The sequence below is a fragment of the Streptomyces lydicus genome (assembly GCF_000717345.1).
GTDB classification, from domain to species: Bacteria; Actinomycetota; Actinomycetes; order Streptomycetales; family Streptomycetaceae; genus Streptomyces; species Streptomyces lydicus.
Window position 1 is genome coordinate 1 of record NZ_JNZA01000025.1, and the last position, 20,259, is coordinate 20,259.

The 20,259-nt window shown below is 71.1% G+C and carries 19 protein-coding genes; 11 read left to right on the forward strand and 8 right to left on the reverse strand.

The window, feature by feature from the left end:
* Positions 1-310: 310 nt before the first annotated feature.
* The gene (locus OO62_RS41580) at positions 311-1,567 is read right to left on the reverse strand and encodes a murein hydrolase activator EnvC family protein (RefSeq protein WP_323135815.1); all 1,257 of its coding nucleotides are present in this window, start codon (positions 1,565-1,567) and stop codon (positions 311-313) included.
* A gap of 451 nt (positions 1,568-2,018) precedes the next feature.
* Here OO62_RS41580 and rpsB point away from each other — a divergent pair, with 451 nt between their 5' ends.
* The 9 genes from rpsB (at position 2,019) to OO62_RS23010 (ending at position 12,202) form a co-directional block, all read left to right on the forward strand.
* Positions 2,019-2,915 carry a 30S ribosomal protein S2 gene (gene rpsB, locus OO62_RS22970; RefSeq protein ID WP_033269444.1) on the forward strand — a complete coding sequence of 299 codons (897 nt, stop codon included), beginning with the start codon at positions 2,019-2,021 and terminating at the stop codon, positions 2,913-2,915.
* Positions 2,916-3,024: 109 nt separating this feature from the next.
* Entirely contained in the window at positions 3,025-3,861 is an 837-nt protein-coding gene (tsf, locus tag OO62_RS22975; RefSeq protein ID WP_033269445.1) for a translation elongation factor Ts, read from the forward strand.
* A 163-nt stretch (positions 3,862-4,024) separates the two neighbouring features.
* Positions 4,025-4,795, forward strand: coding sequence for a UMP kinase (gene pyrH / locus OO62_RS22980; protein ID WP_033269446.1), 771 nt, complete (start codon positions 4,025-4,027; stop codon positions 4,793-4,795).
* Between the two features lie 175 nt (positions 4,796-4,970).
* Positions 4,971-5,528, forward strand: a complete 558-nt coding sequence (frr, locus tag OO62_RS22985) for a ribosome recycling factor (protein WP_033269513.1) — start codon at positions 4,971-4,973, stop codon at positions 5,526-5,528.
* Entirely contained in the window at positions 5,528-6,691 is a 1,164-nt protein-coding gene (locus OO62_RS22990; protein WP_078617318.1) for a phosphatidate cytidylyltransferase, read from the forward strand. The genes frr and OO62_RS22990 overlap by 1 nt, the downstream gene beginning before the upstream one ends.
* Before the next feature lie 266 nt (positions 6,692-6,957).
* Positions 6,958-8,064 (forward strand): dual-specificity RNA methyltransferase RlmN, encoded by a 1,107-nt coding sequence (gene rlmN / locus OO62_RS22995; protein ID WP_033269448.1) that lies wholly within the window; start codon positions 6,958-6,960, stop codon positions 8,062-8,064.
* 257 nt (positions 8,065-8,321) lie between these two features.
* Positions 8,322-9,398 (forward strand): thiamine ABC transporter substrate-binding protein, encoded by a 1,077-nt coding sequence (locus tag OO62_RS23000; protein WP_033269449.1) that lies wholly within the window; start codon positions 8,322-8,324, stop codon positions 9,396-9,398.
* Complete coding sequence (locus OO62_RS23005; protein WP_398742076.1) at positions 9,374-11,125, forward strand: ABC transporter permease; 1,752 nt, start codon at positions 9,374-9,376, stop codon at positions 11,123-11,125. The genes OO62_RS23000 and OO62_RS23005 overlap by 25 nt, the downstream gene beginning before the upstream one ends.
* Positions 11,126-12,202, forward strand: coding sequence for an ABC transporter ATP-binding protein (locus OO62_RS23010; RefSeq protein WP_051733533.1), 1,077 nt, complete (start codon positions 11,126-11,128; stop codon positions 12,200-12,202).
* A 43-nt stretch (positions 12,203-12,245) separates the two neighbouring features.
* On the opposite strand, the gene OO62_RS23015 is transcribed toward OO62_RS23010, so the two are convergent.
* From OO62_RS23015 to OO62_RS23025, 3 genes are all read right to left on the reverse strand, one after another.
* Positions 12,246-13,295: a DMT family protein gene (locus OO62_RS23015; protein WP_051733534.1), complete on the reverse strand. Its 1,050-nt coding sequence runs from the start codon at positions 13,293-13,295 to the stop codon at positions 12,246-12,248.
* Between the two features lie 133 nt (positions 13,296-13,428).
* On the reverse strand, positions 13,429-14,583 hold the full coding sequence (locus tag OO62_RS23020; protein ID WP_033269450.1) for an LOG family protein: 1,155 nt from the start codon (positions 14,581-14,583) through the stop codon (positions 13,429-13,431).
* A gap of 1 nt (position 14,584) precedes the next feature.
* On the reverse strand, positions 14,585-14,992 hold the full coding sequence (locus OO62_RS23025; protein WP_033269517.1) for a MarR family winged helix-turn-helix transcriptional regulator: 408 nt from the start codon (positions 14,990-14,992) through the stop codon (positions 14,585-14,587).
* 145 nt (positions 14,993-15,137) lie between these two features.
* Between OO62_RS23025 and OO62_RS23030 the strand changes: the two genes are divergently transcribed.
* Positions 15,138-15,554: a RidA family protein gene (locus OO62_RS23030; protein WP_033269451.1), complete on the forward strand. Its 417-nt coding sequence runs from the start codon at positions 15,138-15,140 to the stop codon at positions 15,552-15,554.
* 96 nt (positions 15,555-15,650) lie between these two features.
* Positions 15,651-16,082, forward strand: coding sequence for a protein-tyrosine phosphatase family protein (locus OO62_RS23035; protein ID WP_033269452.1), 432 nt, complete (start codon positions 15,651-15,653; stop codon positions 16,080-16,082).
* Positions 16,083-16,202: 120 nt separating this feature from the next.
* On the opposite strand, the gene OO62_RS23040 is transcribed toward OO62_RS23035, so the two are convergent.
* From OO62_RS23040 to OO62_RS23055, 4 genes are all read right to left on the reverse strand, one after another.
* On the reverse strand, positions 16,203-17,375 hold the full coding sequence (locus OO62_RS23040; protein WP_033269453.1) for a hypothetical protein: 1,173 nt from the start codon (positions 17,373-17,375) through the stop codon (positions 16,203-16,205).
* Complete coding sequence (locus tag OO62_RS23045; RefSeq protein ID WP_033269454.1) at positions 17,357-18,097, reverse strand: ABC transporter ATP-binding protein; 741 nt, start codon at positions 18,095-18,097, stop codon at positions 17,357-17,359. The genes OO62_RS23040 and OO62_RS23045 overlap by 19 nt, the downstream gene beginning before the upstream one ends.
* Positions 18,098-18,342: 245 nt before the next feature.
* On the reverse strand, positions 18,343-19,704 hold the full coding sequence (locus OO62_RS23050; RefSeq protein WP_033269455.1) for an aspartate aminotransferase family protein: 1,362 nt from the start codon (positions 19,702-19,704) through the stop codon (positions 18,343-18,345).
* 2 nt (positions 19,705-19,706) lie between these two features.
* Entirely contained in the window at positions 19,707-20,180 is a 474-nt protein-coding gene (locus OO62_RS23055) for an Lrp/AsnC family transcriptional regulator (RefSeq protein WP_033269456.1), read from the reverse strand.
* Between the last annotated feature and the right edge of the window lie 79 nt (positions 20,181-20,259).

Sequence of the window (20,259 nt, forward strand, 5' to 3'; positions counted from 1 at the left end):
ACCCCCACCCCCTCCACACCCGCCTCAAGTTGTCGGCGCAGCCCGCAGCCCGCAGCCCGCAGCCCGCAGCCCGCAGCCCGCAGCCCGCAGGGCAGCGCGGTGCTGCCTGGTGTCGCCTGGCCCGGGCAGGGCGTGGCACTGCTCCTGTGCCGCCGGGCCCCGCCTTTGCCGTCAGGTCCTGCCGACCGGGCCATGCCCTGCCGTCAGCCGGGCACTGCACCCCGCGCCCCTCGCCTCACCCCCTTGCCCCTGACGCCACGACCCTGGGCCCTCTCGCTCTGCTCACTTCCCGGGCGCGACCCGCGCCCGCTCACGCCGCCGGACCAGCGGTACCCGCCCTGCCTGCGGAAACGCCCTCATCGGGGCCTGCCGTCGCGCCCCTACTGGCCCCCTTGTGCCCCGCACGGCCCCGCTTCCTCGCTGAGCGAGCGGGAGAGAGCCGGCCGACGGCCCAGAGGGTTGCGGCCGCGAGCGCGACTGCTCCGGTCAGAGCGGTGCCCGACGGTTTTGATCTTGTCTCTTCGGCTGCGGACTTCGGTGGGCCCGGCACCTGAAGGCGGGTGTGGCCGCCTGCCGGCAGGGGGATTCCGAAGACCGGCAGCAGTCGGGACGGGCCGCTGTTTCGCATGCTCGGGGGCAGTAGCGACAAGGGATCCAGGTAGGTCTTGCCGCGGCGCAGGCCCCAGTGGAGGCACGGTTCGCGGCAGTGGAACGGGCCACGTTGCAGTACACCGACAGGCTGGCCCGCGGTGACGCGCTGGCCCCTGTGGACCGTGGCGCGTACGGGCTCGTACGTGGTTCGTAAGGGAGGGCGGCCCGAGCGGGACAGTTCGATGGTCAGGACGCCACGGCCGGCGACGTTCCCGGCGTAGGCCACCCGGCCCGGCGCGGCGGACCGTACGGTCGCGCCGACCGAGGAGGCCAGGTCCACGCCTCGATGCCCGGCGGCCCAGGGAGCCGGGGGTGGCTCCCAGCCGCGTAGCACCGTGGGCCGTATGCCGCTCTGCCCCTGTCCGTCCACCGGCCAGGACCGGTCCGTCGGGTGGCCCGCCCGGTCTGCCGCCTGCTGTTCGCCGTGCCTGGTGTCCTCGGCCCCCGTTGTTTGCCGTGCCCGCTCCGGTGTGGCCGTTTCGGTGTGCGCGACCCGCGGCGCCGTCGCTGCAGGCGACGTTGCCGCCAAGGGCGGAGCCGTCGCGGGGGACAGCTGGGAGAGGACGGTCGCCGTGGGGAGGGTGAGGAGCAGGGCCGCCGTGGCGGGGGTCAGGAGTGCGGTCGCCGCGCGGGCCGGGAAGAAGCAGCTGGCGCCGGGGGCGCGCGGCTGCTGGTGGGGAAGCGGGCGTAAGGGGGCGCGCCGGGGAGCGGTGGGCGGGGGAGCGGGGCGCTGCCTGTGGTGGGGGTTGCCCCGGCTCGTGGTCTGCGCGCGCCGGAGGAATCGGGGGAGTGTGCCCCGGCGGGCGGCCCCGGTCCTGAGCTGCATGTCTCGCACGGGGTGCGGCAGCTGCATGCCGTGGACCGGGCGGCGCGGGTGTCGGGTGGGTCGGCGTGTTTCTCGGGTCGGTCGTCGCATGGCTCGACAGTGACGTAGGCCGGGTGCGGCGTGGGGATCTTGGTCCGGAGCTGTGGACAAAGGGCCGCTTGTGGACAACGGCGTCACCCGGGAGAGGGGGATCCCGTCGGTCAGGGGCCGGGAATGTGGCCGGCTGCCCGCGCCGCTCCCTCACCCGGTCGGCCCCCGGTTGTCACTCGGTCGGGCTGCCGGGCTCACTCGCTCGGGGCTCGAAATGGTGCGTGTCGCCCGGTGCATCGGCAGTCCCGTACACTTCTGATGGCGATCCGGGTCACCGGGTCGACTTCGCACGCCCCGCCGTAAGTGCCCAGTCCCGTTCGGGCAGCACGACGGCCGCGCCCCTCGGTCCTCGGACGGCTCCGCAAGGTGTCTTCCCCGGCAGGCGCGTCGGGGCGTCAGGCACCGCGGCCGACCGGCCGCAGTGGAACCGAGAACAACGAGGAGTACGGCCATGGCCGTCGTCACGATGCGGGAGCTGCTGGAGAGCGGCGTCCACTTCGGGCACCAGACCCGCCGCTGGAACCCGAAGATGAAGCGCTTCATCTTCACCGAGCGCAACGGCATCTACATCATCGACCTGCTCCAGTCGCTGTCGTACATCGACCGCGCCTACGAGTTCGTCAAGGAGACCGTCGCCCACGGCGGCTCCGTCATGTTCGTCGGCACGAAGAAGCAGGCCCAGGAGGCCATTGCCGAGCAGGCGACCCGCGTGGGCATGCCCTACGTGAACCAGCGCTGGCTCGGCGGCATGCTGACCAACTTCTCGACCGTCTACAAGCGCCTGCAGCGCCTGAAGGAGCTCGAGCAGATCGACTTCGAGGATGTGGCCGCGTCCGGCCTCACCAAGAAGGAGCTCCTGGTTCTCTCCCGCGAGAAGGCCAAGCTGGAGAAGACCCTGGGCGGTATCCGCGAGATGCAGAAGGTGCCCAGCGCCGTCTGGATCGTGGACACCAAGAAGGAGCACATCGCCGTCGGTGAGGCGCGCAAGCTCAACATCCCGGTCGTCGCGATCCTCGACACCAACTGCGACCCGGACGAGGTCGACTACAAGATCCCGGGCAACGACGACGCGATCCGCTCCGTCACCCTGCTCACCCGCGTGATCGCCGACGCCGTCGCCGAGGGCCTCATCGCCCGCTCCGGTGCCGCCACCGGCGACCAGAAGCCCGGCGACAAGGCTGCCGCCGAGCCGCTGGCCGAGTGGGAGCGCGACCTGCTCGAGGGCGAGAAGAAGGCAGACTCCGAGGACGCTGCCGAGAAGCCCGCCGAGGCTCCGGCCGCCGAGGCCCCGGCTGCTGAGGCCCCGGCCGCCGAGGCTGAGAAGCCGGCGGACGCCGAGCAGGCCTGACCTCAGGACCGGTGATGACGGCGGGGGAGGGCGCCACGAGCGCCGCCCCCGCCGTTCACCAGTAGATCTTTCGACTGACTTCGAGATTTCGAGAAGAGATTCACAGACCATGGCGAACTACACCGCCGCTGACGTCAAGAAGCTCCGCGAGCTCACCGGCGCCGGCATGATGGACTGCAAGAAGGCCCTGGACGAGGCCGAAGGCAACGTCGACAAGGCCGTCGAGGCGCTGCGCATCAAGGGCCAGAAGGGCGTCGCCAAGCGCGAGGGCCGCTCCGCCGAGAACGGCGCCGTGGTCTCCCTGATCGCGGACGACAACACCTCCGGCGTCATCGTCGAGCTGAAGTGCGAGACGGACTTCGTCGCCAAGGGTGACAAGTTCCAGGCCGTCGCCAACGAGATCGCCGCGCACGTCGCGAAGACCTCCCCGGCCGACCTCGACGCGCTGCTCGCCTCCGAGATCGAGGCCGGCAAGACCGTCCAGGCGTTCGTCGACGAGGCCAACGCCACGCTGGGCGAGAAGATCGTCCTGGACCGCTTCGCGCAGTTCTCCGACGGCTACGTGTCGGTGTACATGCACCGCACCATGCCGGACCTGCCGCCGCAGATCGGTGTCCTCGTCGAGCTCGACAAGGAGAACGCCGAGGTCGCCAAGGGCGTCGCGCAGCACATCGCCGCCTTCGCGCCGAAGTACCTCTCCCGCGAGGACGTCCCGGCCGAGGTCGTCGAGGCCGAGCGCCGCGTCGCCGAGGAGACCACCCGCCAGGAGGGCAAGCCCGAGGCCGCCCTGCCGAAGATCGTCGAGGGTCGCCTCAACGGCTTCTTCAAGGACGCGACGCTGCTCGGCCAGCCGTACGCGCTCGACAACAAGAAGTCCGTCGAGAAGGTCCTCCAGGAGGCCGGTGTCACCCTGAAGCGCTTCTCGCGCATCAAGGTCGGCATCTGAGAGCCTGCCGCAAGGCAGCGAATGACCTGCGACCCCGCTAGGGTCGTACGCAGTCGGCCGCTCAACGGCCGGCCGCAGATGTGACGAGGAGGCCATTGCCGCACAGGGATCTGGTACAGACCCACGGCAATGGCCTTCTTCGTATGTGCACGAGGAGAGCTCAATGAATCACGGTGCCGACGGCGCGCACACAGACCATGCCGGTCACGGAGGCAGGCGACGCTTCCTGCTGAAGCTGTCGGGCGAAGCCTTCGCCGGTGGCGGCGGACTCGGTGTCGACCCCGACGTGGTGCACGCGATGGCCCGCGAGATCGCCGCCGTGGTGCGCGACGGTTACGAGATCGCCATCGTGATCGGCGGCGGCAACTTCTTCCGCGGTGCCGAACTCCAGCAGCGCGGCATGGACCGGGCCCGGTCCGACTACATGGGCATGCTCGGCACGGTGATGAACTGCCTCGCCCTCCAGGACTTCCTGGAGAAGGAAGGCATCGACTCGCGCGTCCAGACGGCGATCACCATGGGACAGGTGGCGGAGCCGTACATTCCGCTGCGCGCGGTGCGTCACCTGGAGAAGGGCCGGGTCGTGATCTTCGGCGCCGGCATGGGCATGCCGTACTTCTCCACGGACACCACGGCCGCCCAGCGCGCCCTGGAGATCGACGCCGAGGCCATGCTGATGGGCAAGAACGGTGTCGACGGCGTCTACGACTCCGACCCCAAGAAGAACCCCGACGCGGTGAAGTTCGACGCGCTCGAGTACGGCGAGGTCATCGCCCGCGACCTGAAGGTCGCCGATGCCACCGCTATCACGCTGTGCCGGGACAACAAGCTCCCGATCCTCGTGTTCGAACTGCTCGCCGAGGGCAACATCGCGCGTGCGGTGAAGGGTGAGAAGATCGGCACGCTCGTCAGCGATCAGGACACCCGGGCCTGACGGCCCCAACTGCCGTGATTCCGTACGGGCATCGGCCCGTACGGGCGGCAACTCCCGGCCGGGGGAAGACCTCGGTACGGGGATGGACAACTGCCTGCCGGTCGGACACCGTGCAGGAGAAGACGCGCGGCAGGGGCGAGGCTCTGCTTCTTACCGATAAGACCAGGAGCAAGTGGTGATCGAAGAGATCCTCCTCGAGGCCGAGGAGAAGATGGAGAAGGCCGTCGTGGTCGCCAAGGAGGACTTCGCCGCGATCCGCACCGGGCGTGCGCACCCGGCGATGTTCAACAAGATCGTGGCGGACTACTACGGCGCGATGACGCCGATCAACCAGCTGGCGTCGTTCTCGGTTCCCGAGCCCCGCATGGCCGTGGTGACCCCGTTCGACAAGAGCGCGCTGCGCAACATCGAGCAGGCCATCCGCGACTCCGACCTCGGCGTCAACCCGAGCAACGACGGCAGCATCATCCGGGTGACCTTCCCCGAGCTGACCGAGGAGCGCCGCAAGGAGTTCATCAAGGTCGCCAAGAACAAGGCCGAGGACTCGAAGATCTCGATCCGCAGCGTCCGGCGCAAGGCCAAGGAGGCGCTGGACAAGCTCGTCAAGGACAAGGAGTCCGGCGAGGACGAGGTGCGCCGTGCGGAGAAGGAGCTCGACGACACCACCGCGAAGTACGTCGCGCAGGTGGACGAGCTGCTCAAGCACAAGGAATCCGAGCTCCTCGAGGTCTGATGAACGAGTCATCCTGGGGGGCCTCGCCCGGCGCCGGTCGATGGGGACCGCCCGACCACGGACCGGCCTCCTCGCTTCGCGGGGCGGCGCCGCCCTCGGCGGGTCCCGTGCACGACTGGGGCGACGCGGCGCAGACTCGGCCCATGCCCATCGTGCCCGAGCCAGGCGGACACCAGGACGACGACCGGGAACATCGGGACATCCGGAATGACCGGCACGACCCGGACGACCGGGGGGCTGCTCGCCTGAGCGGCCCCCTGTTCCGCGATGAAAAGCCGCAGGAGCCCATGCCCACCTCTTTTCCCGGGTCCGACCGCACGGCGGACTCTGAGAAGCCGAAGAAGAAGAGCGCGGGCCGCAACCTGCGGGCCGCGATAGGGGTCGGTGTCGGCCTCGGCGTGGTCATCCTCGCGTCGCTCTTCGTCTACAAGCCCGTGTTCATCGGCGTGATCGCGATCGCCGTCGTCGTGGGCCTGTGGGAGCTGACCTCGCGGCTGGCGGAGCGCAAGGACATCCGGGTGCCGCTGGTGCCGCTGGCGGTCGGCGGCACGGCCATGGTCGTCGCCGGATACGTACGCGGCGCCGAGGGCGCGTGGGTGGCCATGGCGCTCACCGCGCTGGCCGTCCTGGTCTGGCGGATGACCGAGGCCCCCGAGAACTACCTGCGGGATGTCACCGCCGGCGTCTTCGCGGCGTTCTATGTGCCCTTCCTCGCGACGTTCGTGGCGCTGATGCTCGCCGCCGGGGCCGACGGGCCGCAGCGGGTGCTGACGTTCCTGCTGCTGACGGTCGTCAGCGACACCGGCGCCTACGCGGTCGGCTGGCGCTTCGGCACGCACAAGCTCGCGCCGCGCATCAGCCCCGGCAAGACCCGGGAGGGCCTCGTCGGCGCGGTGCTCTTCGCGATGGTCGCCGGCGCCCTGTGCATGCAGTTCCTGATCAAGGACGGCGCCTGGTGGCAGGGCCTGATCCTCGGTTTCGCGGTCGCGGCCAGCGCCACCCTCGGGGACCTCGGCGAATCCATGATCAAGCGCGACCTGGGCATCAAGGACATGGGCACCTTGCTCCCCGGCCACGGCGGCATCATGGACCGCCTCGACTCCCTGCTGCCGACCGCCCCCGTGGTCTGGCTGCTGTTCGTCGTCTTCGTCGGGGCGGGCTGACCGCGCCCGGCAACCGGAAGCCCCTCACCTCAGCGGCGAAAGCGCTGGTGTGAGGGGCTTCTCGAATGAGCGCCGGCCGTTGCGACGGCGGGTTCGGCCCCGGGCGGCCACCGGAGCGGCGACGTCATCCACGTCACAGGGGCCCGCGGACAGGGCGCGCCCCGGCCGTCCCCGGGCCTCGTTCCGGCCCGGCGCGTGGCCCGCCGGCTCGTACCCTCACCGCTCCGGACGGGCCTCCCCGGACGATCTGCCACACTGGACGGACCATGCCTGCACCCGGAGAACTCACGTTCGTCGCGCCTCGTGGCGCCAAGAAGCCCCCTCGGCACCTTGCCGATCTCAGTCCTGCCGAGCGCCGCGAAGCGGTGGCCGCGATCGGTGAGAAGCCGTTCCGTGCCAAGCAGCTCTCGCAGCACTACTTCGCCCGTTACGCGCACGACCCGGCGGAGTGGACCGACATCCCGGCGGCGGCGCGCGAGAAGCTGGCGGGCGAGCTGCTGCCGGACCTGATGAAGGTCGTACGGCACATTTCGTGCGACGACGACACCACCCGCAAGACGCTGTGGAAGCTGCACGACGGGACGCTCGTCGAGTCGGTGCTGATGCGCTACCCGGACCGGGTCACGATGTGCATCTCCTCGCAGGCCGGCTGCGGCATGAACTGCCCGTTCTGCGCCACGGGGCAGGCGGGGCTGGACCGTAACCTCTCCACCGCCGAGATCGTGCACCAGATCGTCGACGGGATGCGCGCGCTGCGCGACGGCGAGGTGCCGGGCGGGCCGGCGCGGCTTTCCAACATCGTCTTCATGGGGATGGGCGAGCCGCTGGCCAACTACAAGCGGGTGGTCGGTGCCATCCGGCGGCTGACGGACCCCGAGCCGGACGGGCTGGGGCTGTCCCAGCGGGGGATCACGGTCTCCACTGTCGGTCTCGTGCCGGCGATGCTGCGGTTCGCCGACGAGGGCTTCAAGTGCCGGCTGGCCGTCTCGCTGCACGCGCCGGACGACGAGCTGCGGGACACGCTCGTCCCCGTCAACACGCGCTGGAAGGTGCGTGAGGTGCTCGACGCGGCCTGGGAGTACGCGGAGAAGTCCGGGCGGCGCATCTCGATCGAGTACGCGCTGATCCGGGACATCAACGACCAGGCGTGGCGCGGTGACCTCCTCGGACGGCTGCTGAAGGGCAAGCGCGTCCATGTGAACCTGATCCCGCTGAACCCCACGCCCGGCTCGAAGTGGACCGCCTCGCGCCCGGAGGACGAGCGGGCGTTCGTGCGCGCCATCGAGTCGCACGGCGTTCCGGTCACGGTGCGCGACACCCGCGGGCAGGAGATCGACGGTGCGTGCGGGCAGCTGGCGGCCTCGGAACGCTGACCGCCCGCTGGTACTGTGTGATCGAACAAATACACATTCCGACAGGGGAGCGCCACAGCGCTGAGAGTGCGGAAGCGTCGTAGTCCTACGGTGCCCGCAGACCCTTGAACCTCGCCCGGGTCATTCCGGGTAGGAAGTTCGGTCGTTACTCATGCTGTTGCGCCCTGCCCCGGGTCCGCTCCCGACGTCACCGGACGCCGCGAGCCGCCGACCCGGGGCGGGGCCGCGTCTCTTCCTGGCCAGCCAGGAGGACATCAGTGAGCACCACCAGCAGAATCGCCGCCTCGGCCGTCGCCGCCGCGGTCGGCATGACCGCGCTCGCCGGATGCGGCGGCTCGGGCGGCGGGAGCGCGGACGCCAAGACCGTCACGCTCGTCAGCCATGACTCGTTCAACGCCTCCAAGTCCGTGCTCGCCGCGTTCGAGAAGGAGAGCGGCTACAAGGTGAAGGTCCTCCGGGGCGGGGACGCCGGCAAGGCCGTCAACCAAGCGATCCTGTCGAAGGACAACCCCCAGGGGGACGTCTTCTTCGGCATCGACAACACCCTGCTGTCGCGCGGCCTCGACGCGGGCCTCTTCACTCCGTACAAGGCCAAGGGGCTGGCGAACGTGCCGGCCGGGCTGCAGCTCGACAAGGGGCAGCACCGCGTCACGCCGCTCGACTACGGCGACATCTGCGTGAACTACGACCGCGGCTACTTCACCCGGCACAAGATCGCGCCCCCGAAGACCCTCGACGACCTGATCAAGCCCCGGTACAAGGGGCTGCTCGTCACCGAGAACTCCGCCACCTCCTCGCCCGGCCTCGCCTTCCAGCTCGCCACCATCGCCGCGTACGGCAACGAGGGCTGGCAGGGGTACTGGAAGAAGCTCAAGGCCAACGGTGTCGAGGTCGTCGACGGCTGGGAGCAGGCGTACAACGACCGGTTCTCCGGCTCCGCGGCCGGCAAGAACAAGGGCGACAAGCCGCTGGTGGTGTCCTACGCCTCCAGCCCGCCCGCCGAGGTGCTCGGCAAGAAGCCCGCGCCCAAGGAGGCACCGACCGGCGTCGCGACCGGCACCTGCTTCCGGCAGATCGAATTCGGCGGGCTCCTGAAGGGCGCGAAGAACGAGAAGGGCGGCAAGGCGCTGCTGGACTTCCTGCTGAGCCGGACGTTCCAGGAGGACGAGCCGCTGCAGATGTTCGTCAACCCGGCCCGTAAGGACGCCAAGGTGCCGGAGCTGTTCACCAAGTACGGCGCGACGATCGACAAGCCCGCGACGCTGGCCCCCGGGACGATCACCAAGAACCGCGAACAGTGGATCAAGCAGTGGTCCTCGCTCGTCCTGAAGTAACGCCCACGGACGCCGCGGACGGCGCGGGCGCCCGGCGCGGACGGCCCGCGCGGGGAACGGCGGTGCGGCTCGGCCTGATGGCGGTGCCGTTCGCCTTCTTCGCGCTGTTCTTCGCCTACCCGGTCGTGGCGATCGTCGGACGCGGACTGAAGAACGGCGCGCAGTGGCAGCTCGGCCGGTTCGGCGACGTGGTCACCGACCCCGACGTCGTGCACGTCCTGTGGTTCACCGTCTGGCAGGCGGCGGCCTCGACCGGCTTGACGCTGCTGATCGCGCTGCCCGGCGCGTACGCTTTCGCGCGCTTCGACTTCCCGGGCAAGCAGCTGCTGCGGGCGGTGGTGGCGGTGCCGTTCGTGCTGCCGACCGTCGTCGTCGGCTCGGCCTTCCTGGCGCTGCTCGGGCGGGGCGGTCTGCTGGACGACTTGTGGGGCATCCGCCTGGACACCTCGGTCTGGGCGATCCTGCTGGCGCACGTCTTCTTCAACTACGCGGTGGTGGTACGGACCGTCGGCGGGCTGTGGGGGCAGCTCGACCCGCGGCAGGAGGAGGCCGCGCGGGTGCTGGGCGCCGGCCGGTTCGCGGCCTGGCGGCGGGTGACGCTGCCCGCGCTGGCGCCGGCCGTCGCGGCCGCCGCCCTGATGGTCTTTCTGTTCACCTTCACCTCCTTCGGGGTGGTGCAGATCCTCGGCGGCCCCACCTTCTCCACGCTGGAGGTGGAGATCTACCGGCAGACCGCGGACTTCCTCGACCTGCCGACGGCCGCGGTACTCACCCTGATCCAGTTCGCCGCCGTGCTGGGCGTCCTGGCGCTGCACGCCTGGACCGTACGCCGCAGGGAATCGGCGCTGCGGCTGGTGGACGCCGCGCGGACCGCACGCCGGCCGCACGGCCGCGGCCAGTGGGCCCTGCTGTGGGGAACGCTGCTGGTCATCGCCGTCCTGCTCATCGCGCCGCTGGCGGTGCTCGTGGAGCGGTCGTTCGCCGGGCCCGACGGCTACGGCACGGTCTTCTACGCGTCGCTGCGCTCCGCCGCGACCGCCGACAGCACCTTCGCCGTCGCCCCCCTGGACGCCCTGTGGAACTCGCTCGCCTACGGGGCAGCGGCCACCGCGATCGCGCTGGTGGTGGGCGGGCTGGCGGCCGCCGCCCTGACGCTGCCCCGGCTGCGGCGCGGCAGGTCCGGACGGATTCCGCTGGTCAGCCGGCTGGTCCGGGGCTTCGACGCGCTGCTGATGCTGCCGCTCGGCGTCTCCGCGGTCACCGTGGGCTTCGGCTTCCTGATCACCCTCGACCGGCCGCCGCTGGATCTGCGCGCCTCGTGGTGGCTGGTGCCGCTCGCCCAGGCCCTGGTCGGAGTGCCCTTCGTGGTCCGGACCATGCTGCCCGTCCTGCGGGCCGTCGACGGACGGCTGCGGGAGGCGGCCGCGGTGCTCGGCGCCTCGCCGTGGCGGGTGTGGCGGGAGGTCGATCTGCCGCTGGTGCGCCGGGCCCTGCTGATCGCCGCGGGCTTCGCGTTCGCCGTGTCGCTCGGTGAGTTCGGGGCGACGGTGTTCATCGCACGGCCGGACCAGCCGACGCTCCCGGTGGCCGTGGCCCGTCTGCTGGGACGTGCCGGGGAGCTCAACTACGGGCAGGCGATGGCTCTGTCGACCATTTTGATGGTGGTGTGCGCCGGTGCGCTGCTGCTCCTGGAGCGCGCCCGAACCGACCATTCCGGGGAGTTCTAGATGACGGCACGGCACGGGACCACGGCGCCGCGGCCACCGCAGCTGCTGCGGCTGGGCGGCGTGACCGTCCGTTTCGGCGCCTCCGGGCGGCCCGCCCTCGACGCGGTGGACCTGGACGTCGCCGCGCACGAGATCGTGTGCGTACTGGGGCCGAGCGGCAGCGGCAAGTCCACCCTGCTGCGCGTGGTCGCGGGGCTCCAACAGGCGGACGCGGGGCAGGTGTTGCTGGAGGGACGAAATCAGGCGGGTGTGCCCACGCACCGGCGCGGGGTCGGCCTGATGTTCCAGGACCACCAGCTCTTCCCGCAGCGCGACGTCGCCGGCAATGTCGCCTTCGGGCTGCGGATGCGGGGCTCCTCGCGCACCCACCAGGAACGTACGGTCGCCGGCCTGCTGGATCTCGTCGGGCTGCCGGGCGCCCAGCGGCGCGCCGTGGCCTCGCTGTCCGGCGGCGAACAGCAGCGGGTCGCCCTGGCCCGCGCACTGGCACCGAGCCCCCGTCTGCTGATGCTGGACGAGCCGCTCGGCCAGCTCGACCGCGGTCTGCGCGAGCGGCTGGTCGTGGAACTCCGCCGGCTCTTCCACGAGTTGGGCACGACGGTGCTCGCCGTCACCCACGACCAGGGCGAGGCGTTCGCCCTCGCCGACCGGGTCGTGGTGATGCAGGACGGGCGGATCGCGCAGACCGGCACCCCGTTGGAGGTCTGGCAGCGGCCGGCCACGGAATTCGTCGCCCGCTTCCTCGGCTTCGACAACGTCGTCGAGGCGACCGTGCAGGGCGAGGCCGCGGCCACACCCTGGGGGAAGGTGCCGGTCCCGGACGGCACCCCCGACGGCCCGTGCCGTCTGCTGGTCCGCCCGGCCGGCGTACGGCTGACCTCCGCGGCCGAGGGACTGCCCGCCACGGTGGCCGCCCGGACCTTCCGCGGCACCCATGTCGCGCTGCTGCTCCAGCCGGCCGGCGGCCCCCAGGTGGAGGCGGCCTGCGCCCTGCGTGACGCGCCGGAGACGGGGGAGCGGGTGGGCATCGCCTTCGCCGCGCCGGACGTCGTGGTGCTGGACGCGGCGGACGGCTAGGAGGGGCGGAGCGCCGCCCCGTTACGGGCCGGGGCCGGCGGAGTCAGCGCTTGGGGGAGGCCGCGAGGGAGTGCGCGGACGGGCCGGCGGCTGAGCGTCCGGAGCCGGCTTCCGTGCCGGTACCGGCTTCCGTGCCCGCGGCCGGGCCCGCACCGGCGTGCTCCGTGTCCGTACCGGGCTGCGTGTCCGTGTCGTGCTCCATGCCTGTACCGACCGGCTCCGACGGCTCCGGCTCGCCGAACCAGGCGACCGCGACCGCGCCCGCCACCGCCACCACGAAGCCGAGGACGGCGACCCAGGCGAAGCCCGGACGGGAGGCGTCCCCGAGCCAGACGACGCCAAGGATGCCGGGGACCACCGTCTCACCCACCACCAGCGCCGCCGTGGCCCCGTTGACCGAGCCGATCTGCAGGGCGACCGTGTGCAGATACATCCCGCCGAGGCCCGCGACGAGAATCGCGTACAGGGCGGGGTCGGCGAGCAGGGTGGGCAGGTGGAACGGGTCGGCGCCGTTCAGCACCCGTACGCCGACGCCGAGCGCGCCGAAGCCCAGGCCGGACAGCAGGCCGGCGAGGATCGCGGCCCGGCTGCCCATCAGGCGCACGATCAGCGTGCCGCCGCCGATGAGCACGACGGCCGCGGCGAGCAGCCACCAGTGGGTGGCGATCGGGGTGTGCCCGCTGCCCTCCGGCCCGGCCGCCGTGGCGAGCAGCACCAGCGCCGCACAGACCACCGAGATCGAGCCCCACTCGGCCCGGCTGAGCCGGATGCCGAGGAGCTTGATGCTCAGGACGGCGGTGATCACGAGGTTGGCGCTGATCACGGTCTGGGACAGGAACAGCGGCAGCAGGCGCGCCGCCAGGGCGCCGAGCCCGAAACCGATGAAGTCCAGCACCGTGCCCACCATGAACTCCCAGGTCACCGCGGCCTTCGCGGTGGAGGAGAGGCTGGGGCCGCCGTGCTGTGTGACACCGGTGGTGGACGCCTTCGCCGCCTCCTGGCGGGCGGACTTGCGCGATCCCACCGCCTGGAGGACCGAACCCGTGCCGTAGCAGGCCGACGCCGCCACCGCCGTCAGAAGGCCGATGATCACCAAGAGCTCCGTTCGCCCGCTGTCTGCATTACCTGTTCATTACCTGGCCTGGCAGACGCGCATTTCGGGACGGAAGTTGCCTCGGCAGGGCAACATACCCGGCGGGCGCCGTGGGAACGGGTGGAAGCGCAGCTCAGGCCGGCTTCCCGTGCGCGAGCCGGGCCAGTGCCTCCGGGACCTCGTCCACCTCGTCGACCAGGGCGATCCTGCTCTCCATGGGCCGGTCCGACGCCAGGGCCTGGAGCAGCGGCCAGGCAGGCAGCTTCGCCGTCCAGTGCGCGCGGTTCACCAGCACCATCGGCGTGGGCTCGCCCCGCGACCCGTAGTAGTTCGGCGTCGCGTTGTCGAAGATCTCCTGTACGGTCCCGGCCGCGCCCGGCAGGAACACCACGCCCGCGTTGCAGCGCGCCAGCAGGCCGTCCTCGCGCACCGCGTTGACGAAGTACTTGGCGATATGGGTCGCGAAGGCGTTGGGCGGCTCGTGCCCGTAGAACCAGGTGGGGATGCCGACCGAGGCGCCGCCGTTGGGTTGGCTCCGGCGTACGTCGAAGGCGGCGCGTGCCCACTCGGTGACCGAGGGGGCGAAGTGCGGTGCCTTGGCGAGGACTTCCAGCGCCGCGTCGAGCATGCCGTCGTCGAAGGGCGCGGCGTACGCCCCGAGGTTCGCCGCCTCCATCGCGCCGGGGCCGCCGCCCGTCGCCACGGTCAGCCCGTCGCGGGCCAGCCGGCGGCCGAGCCGGGCGGCGCCGGCGTAGGAGGCGGAGCCGCGCTCCAGGGCGTGCCCGCCCATGACGCCCACGACCTGTGCGCCGTCCAGGAGTTCGTCCAGTGCGTCGGAGACGGCGTCGTCGTGGATGCTGCGCAGCATGGAGGCGAAGATGTCGCCGTCCGACTTGGTCCGCTGGTACCAGTGGTAGGCGCGGGCGTCCGGTGTGGCGTCGTAGCCGCCGTCGGCCAGCCCGGTGAAGAGCTCGTCCGGCGCGTACAGGCTGCCCCGGTACGGGTCGAAGGGCAGGCCGGGTATCGGCGGGAAGACCAGGGCGCCGCCGGCGCGTATTTTCGCGGCGGCGTCCGGCTCCATGGGGCAGCCGAGAAAGACGGCCTCCGTGGTGTCCGTGCTGAGCAGAGCGAAGGTACGGTCCGTCAGATCGACCGACTGGACACGGTGTCCGGCGAGACTGCCCGAGGCGACGACCTGGTCGAACTCTTCGAGGGACTCGATCTCCCGGTCGTCGTCGCGGCGGGGGCGGGGCGCTGGGGACTCTGAATTCGGCTGCACGCCCGCCATGTTAGGACCGCAGGGATTCCACCAGCGGGCCGAGGTGCCCGTCGGCGGCAGCGGCGTCGAGCGCTTCCCGCAGCGCGCCGTCATACGTCGGCCGCGCCTTCTTCTGCACCTCCCGCCCCTCCTCCGTGATGACGCTGTAGACGCCGCGCCGGTCGTCCGGGCACAGGTCCCGGCGCGTCAGGCCGGAGGTCTCCAGGCGGGAGGCCAGCCTGCTGACCGAGCTCTGGTTCAGGCCGATGAGGTCGGCGAGTTCCTGCATGCGCAGTTCACCGTCGTCCGCCTCGGCCAGCCGGGACAGTGCGCGGTACTCGGAGAGCCCGATGCTGTGGTGTTTCTGCAGGGCTCGTGCCAGCTCCTGCTCGACGCGTGTGTGCAGCGCTCCGAGCCGGTCCCAGTGCTCCGCGTCCATCGCCATCCGCTTTCTGCTGCCGTTGCCGCTCTTCCGCCGATTGCCGTTCGTGGGCGGGGCCTTGACAGCAGCGTACATGCATCGGAAACTAATGCATGCGCATGCAAGTGATGCAGGTGCATGGAACCGGAGAGGGGACACGACCATGGCAGTGACCGAAGCGAGGGTCGCGCAGGAGATCGAGCGCATCGCCACCACTCCGGACTGGTACGAGCAGTACCGGATCTCCCAGGCCGTCAGGGCAGGCGGCTGGATTCATGTCTCGGGCCAAGCCGGGATCGACGAACAGGGCAGGACCGTCTCGGACGACTTCCTCACGCAAGGGCGGCAGGCGTTCGCGAACGTCGAACGGGTCCTCGCCGCGGCCGGGGCCTCACTCGCGGACGTGGTGAAGGTGGGCATCTTCGTCACGGACATGGCCGCCCACCTCGACGACGTCATCAGGCTGCGCGAGGAGTTCCTCTCCCGGCCCTACCCCGCGGACACCCTCCTGGAAGTGTCTTCGCTGGCCCAGCCGGACTGGCGCATAGAGATCGAGGCGACGGCGCTCGCCCGCGGCTGACCGGAGCCGGCGGCTGACCGGAGCCTGTCGCGGGCCCTGCTTCCCGAGCTGTCCGAACGCGCTCCCCTTCGCCACCCGCGCACGTACGGTGGCCGGATGACCGAGACCTGGCAGACAACCGACGACGGGGTTCTACGGCTTCCCTCCGGGCGGCTGATCCGGGGCCGCGGGCTGAGCCGCCCGCTGCCGTCCGGGCCGGCGCCGACGTATGCCGTCTATCTGCTGGGCAAGCAGCCTCCCGAGGTCGCCTGGGAATCCAAGTGGCTGCGCTGGCCGGACTTCCGGCTGCCGAGCAGTGACGCACAGGCCCGGGCTCTCCTCGGTGAGGCATGGGCGCGCGCCGACCGCGAGCGGGTCGAGGTCGCCTGCGGGGGCGGGCGAGGGCGCACCGGCACGGCACTGGCCTGCCTCGCGGTCCTCGACGGCGTCCCCGCCGATGAGGCGGTGGACTACGTACGCCGGAACTACCACCCCCGCGCCGTCGAAACCCCCTGGCAGAAGCGCTACGTCCGCCGCTTCGGCGACTGACCGGGCGAGCCCGCCCCGGCCGTCCTCGCCGAACCGGGGCCGGCCCGTCCTCAGCCGGCCGTCAGGCCGGGAGCGATGAGGGCTCGCTCCCGGCCGGCCCCGTCAGGGGCCAACGGGGGCTCAATGCACCAGCGGCAGGGTTGCCATTTCGGCGACCGTCCAGGTCAGGGGGGCCAGGACGAGCAGGAGGGAGAGGGTGCGCAGGGCGGCGGCGCGGTGGAGGACCGAGGCGGAGGCGCCGAGGCGGCGGAGCGCGGCGGTGGTGTGGGCGCGCGCCGAACGGGATTCGAGGGCGGCGGTGAAAGCGCTGGCCGTGACACAGGCGAGGACGACCGCCGCGCCGATGGCGGTGAGCGGCCCGAACGGACGGGTGGGAGAAGCCTCGTAGACCTTGACCGCGGCGTAGGCGGCGGAGGCGACCGCGCACAGGACGCCGAGCGGGCGGCCGAGGCGGTGCGACTCCTCCTGGAGGACGCGGCCGGACAGCAGCCGCAGCGCGCCGGGGCGGCCGGCGCAGAGCAGGCGGCCGCACAGATGGACCAGGCCGGGGCCGGCGAGGACGAGGCCGAAGGCGGACAGGGCCCAGCCGGCCAGGACGCCGGGCGGGCTGCCGATGAGCCGGCCGGGAAGGGGGAGCAGCCCGCCGGAGCCCGCCGTGCCGGGGCTGGTGTACGCCTCGATGGCCAGGCCCGCCGCGGCCAGCGCGATGCCCCACGGGAGGCCGGAGGGCGGGGCGGTCCTGGGGAGGCCCTCGTCGTCGGGGGAGCCGGCCTCGTTGCGGGGGCGGAGTGAGAAGGCGGTCGCGACGGCGGCGGTCAGCGGGACGAGCGCCAGCAGCATGAGGGCGCCGACGAGCGGCACGGGGTGGCCGGCGCCCAGCAGGTCGGAGTCGATGCCGAAGGGGGAGTCGCCGGCCGGGCCGCCGAGGTCGCCGCGCAGGCGGAGGAAGCCGAGCAGCGCGAGGAGGACGCCGAGGAAGCAGGTCAGGGCGGTGGAGGCGGTGGCCAGCAGGGTGAGGCGGAGGGGGCCGAGGCCGGCGGCGGTCATTCCGCGCTGGAGTCGGGCGGCGGGGTCCGTACGGGCCGTGGACACCGCGAACTGGGCGGTGGCGGCGAGCGGTGCGGCGCACCACAGCAGGCGCACCAGGGACTCGTCCGCCGCGGCGGGGTGGCCGGCGGCGTGACCGACGGTGGACAGCAGCAGGAAGCCGGTACCGGCCGCGGCGGCGGAGACGCCGAGGCGGCGCAGCAGGACGAGGGGGTGGGACCCGCGGGCTAGACGGAGAGCGAGCACTCTGCCCTGCTTTCCTCGTCGGAGGCACCGGTGGTGACGGGCGCGGCGGTCGACGGGCGGCCGTCGAGCAGCGCGAGGGAGCGGTCGGCGAGTGTGGCGACGTCGGCGTCGTGGGTCGCCAGGACCACGGTGATCTGGTGCGAACGGGCCGCGGTGGTCAGGGTGCGCAGCACCTGGGTGCCGTCGGCGTGGTGCAGCGGTGCGGTGGGCTCGTCGGCGAACAGCACCTGGGGGGTGGTGGCGAGGGCGCGGGCGATGGCGACGCGCTGGCGCTGGGACTGGTCGAGCTGGCCGGGGCGGCGGCGGGCGCACATGCCGACGTCGAGGCGGTCCAGCCATTCGAGGGCGGTGTGCTTGGCCGAGCGGGCGCCGGTGCCGCGCAGCAGCAGCGGGAGCGCGGCGTTCTCCCAGGCGGAGAGTTCGCGGACGAGGTGCGGCTGGGTGTCGATCCAGCCGAACCGGTCCAGACGCAGCCGTTCGCGGCTGGGGGAGGAAAGGGTGTGTACGGGTGCGCTGTTGAACCAGACCTCGCCCTCGGTGGGGACGAGTTGACCGGAGAGACATTTCAGGAGGGTCGTCTTGCCGCTGCCGCGCGGGCCGGTGACGGCGAGGATCTCGCCTTCGCGGACGCCGAGGGAGACTCCGGCGAGGGCGGTGGTGCCACCGAGCGTGTGGTGCAGGCCGCGGGCCCAGAGAACGTCGTTGTCAGGCGGGGCCACCATCTGCGCACCTCTTGATAGTTCGCGTCGACTCGTTCCCCCAAGCGGGTGAACGACCATGGAGGGTATCGGTCACTAGCACGGTAAGGACTGGTGACCCCCGGTATTCGTGGCTTGGCAGCACAACGGCCCAGATTCACTCGTATGGCTTGAAGTGAGTGAATCCGGGCCGATGGATGTTCAGTTGTGCCGCTGAGGCTGTAGGGCCGTCAGGAGCGCCTCGGTGAACCGGGACGCGGCCGCCTCGGTCAGAGCTTGGTCCACGCCTCGGTGAGGACCGTGCGCAGGATCTGCTCGATCTCGTCGAAGACCGACTGGTCGGCGATCAGCGGCGGGGCGAGCTGGATGACCGGGTCGCCACGGTCGTCGGCGCGGCAGTAGAGGCCGTTGTCGTACAGCGCCTTGGAGAGGAAGCCGTACAGGACGCGCTCGGTCTCCTCGTCGTTGAAGGACTCCTTGGTGGCCTTGTCCTTGACGAGCTCGATGCCGTAGAAGAAGCCGTTGCCGCGGACGTCGCCGACGATCGGCAGGTCGTGCAGCTTCTCCAGGGTGCTCTTGAAGGCGCCTTCGTTGTCGAGGACGTGCTTGTTGAGGCCCTCGCGCTCGAAGATGTCGAGGTTGGCGACGCCGACGGCCGCGGAGACCGGGTGGCCACCGAAGGTGTAGCCGTGCAGGAAGGTGTTGTCGCCCTTGTAGAACGGCTCCGCCAGGCGGTCGGAGATGATGCAGGCGCCGATCGGGGAGTAGCCCGAGGTCATGCCCTTGGCGCAGGTGATCATGTCCGGGACGTAGCCGAACTTGTCACAGGCGAAGGTCGTGCCCAGACGGCCGAAGGCGCAGATGACCTCGTCGGAGACGAGCAGTACGTCGTACTGGTCGCAGATCTCGCGGACGCGCTGGAAGTAGCCGGGCGGCGGCGGGAAGCAGCCACCGGCGTTCTGCACCGGCTCCAGGAAGACCGCGGCGACGGTCTCGGGGCCCTCGAAGAGGATCTGCTGCTCGATCTGGTCGGCGGCCCAGCGGCCGAACGCCTCGGGGTCGTCGCCGTGGATCGGGGCGCGGTAGATGTTGGTGTTCGGCACCTTGTGCGCGCCGGGGACCAGCGGCTCGAAGGGGGCCTTCAGGCCGGGCAGACCGGTGATGGACAGGGCGCCCTGCGGGGTGCCGTGGTAGGCCACCGCGCGGGATATCACCTTGTGCTTCATCGGCTTGCCGACGAGCTTGAAGTACTGCTTGGCCAGCTTCCAGGCGGTCTCGACGGCCTCGCCGCCACCGGTGGTGAAGAAGACCTTGTTGAGGTCGCCAGGGGCCTCGTTGGCCAGGCGCTCGGCAAGCTCCACAGCCTTGGGGTGGGCGTACGACCACACGGGGAAGAAGGCCAGCTCCTGCGCCTGCTTGTAGGCGGTCTCGGCGAGCTCGACCCGCCCGTGGCCGGCGTTGACCACAAAGAGGCCGGCAAGGCCGTCGATGTAGCGCTTGCCCTTGTCGTCGTAGATGTTGGTGCCCTCACCGCGCACGATCGTCGGCACGGGGGCGTTCTCGTACGACGACATGCGGGTGAAGTGCATCCACAGGTGGTCGTATGCCGTCTTGGAGAGGTCCTGGCTCATTGCTATCTCGTTCCCCAGGTGTAGGTCTGCTTCCGGAGCTTGAGGTAGACGAAGCTCTCGGTGGTCCGGACGCCGGGAAGCGTGCGGATCCGCTTGTTGATCATTTCCAGAAGGTGGTCGTCGTCCTCGCAGACGATCTCGATGATGAGATCGAAGGAGCCTGCCGTCATGACGACGTACTCGACTTCTTCCATGGTCGTCAGGGCGTCGGCCACGGGGTCGAGGTCACCCTCGACGTTGATGCCGACCATTGCCTGCCGACGGAAACCGACCGTGAGGGGGTCGGTGACCGCGACGATCTGCATCACGCCTTGGTCGAGCAGTTTCTGTACGCGCTGCCGCACCGCCGCCTCGGACAGGCCCACGGCCTTGCCGATCGCGGCGTACGGACGGCGCCCGTCCTCCTGGAGCTGCTCGATGATCGCCAGGGAGACGGAGTCGATCGTCGGAGTGCCGTTTCTGTCACGAGTGGCCACGTCCCTCACTGTGCACGAGCCTCGTCAGTCTTGCAACCCCGAATCGATGAAATTAGTCGTGTCGAGGTCTAAAAATCAC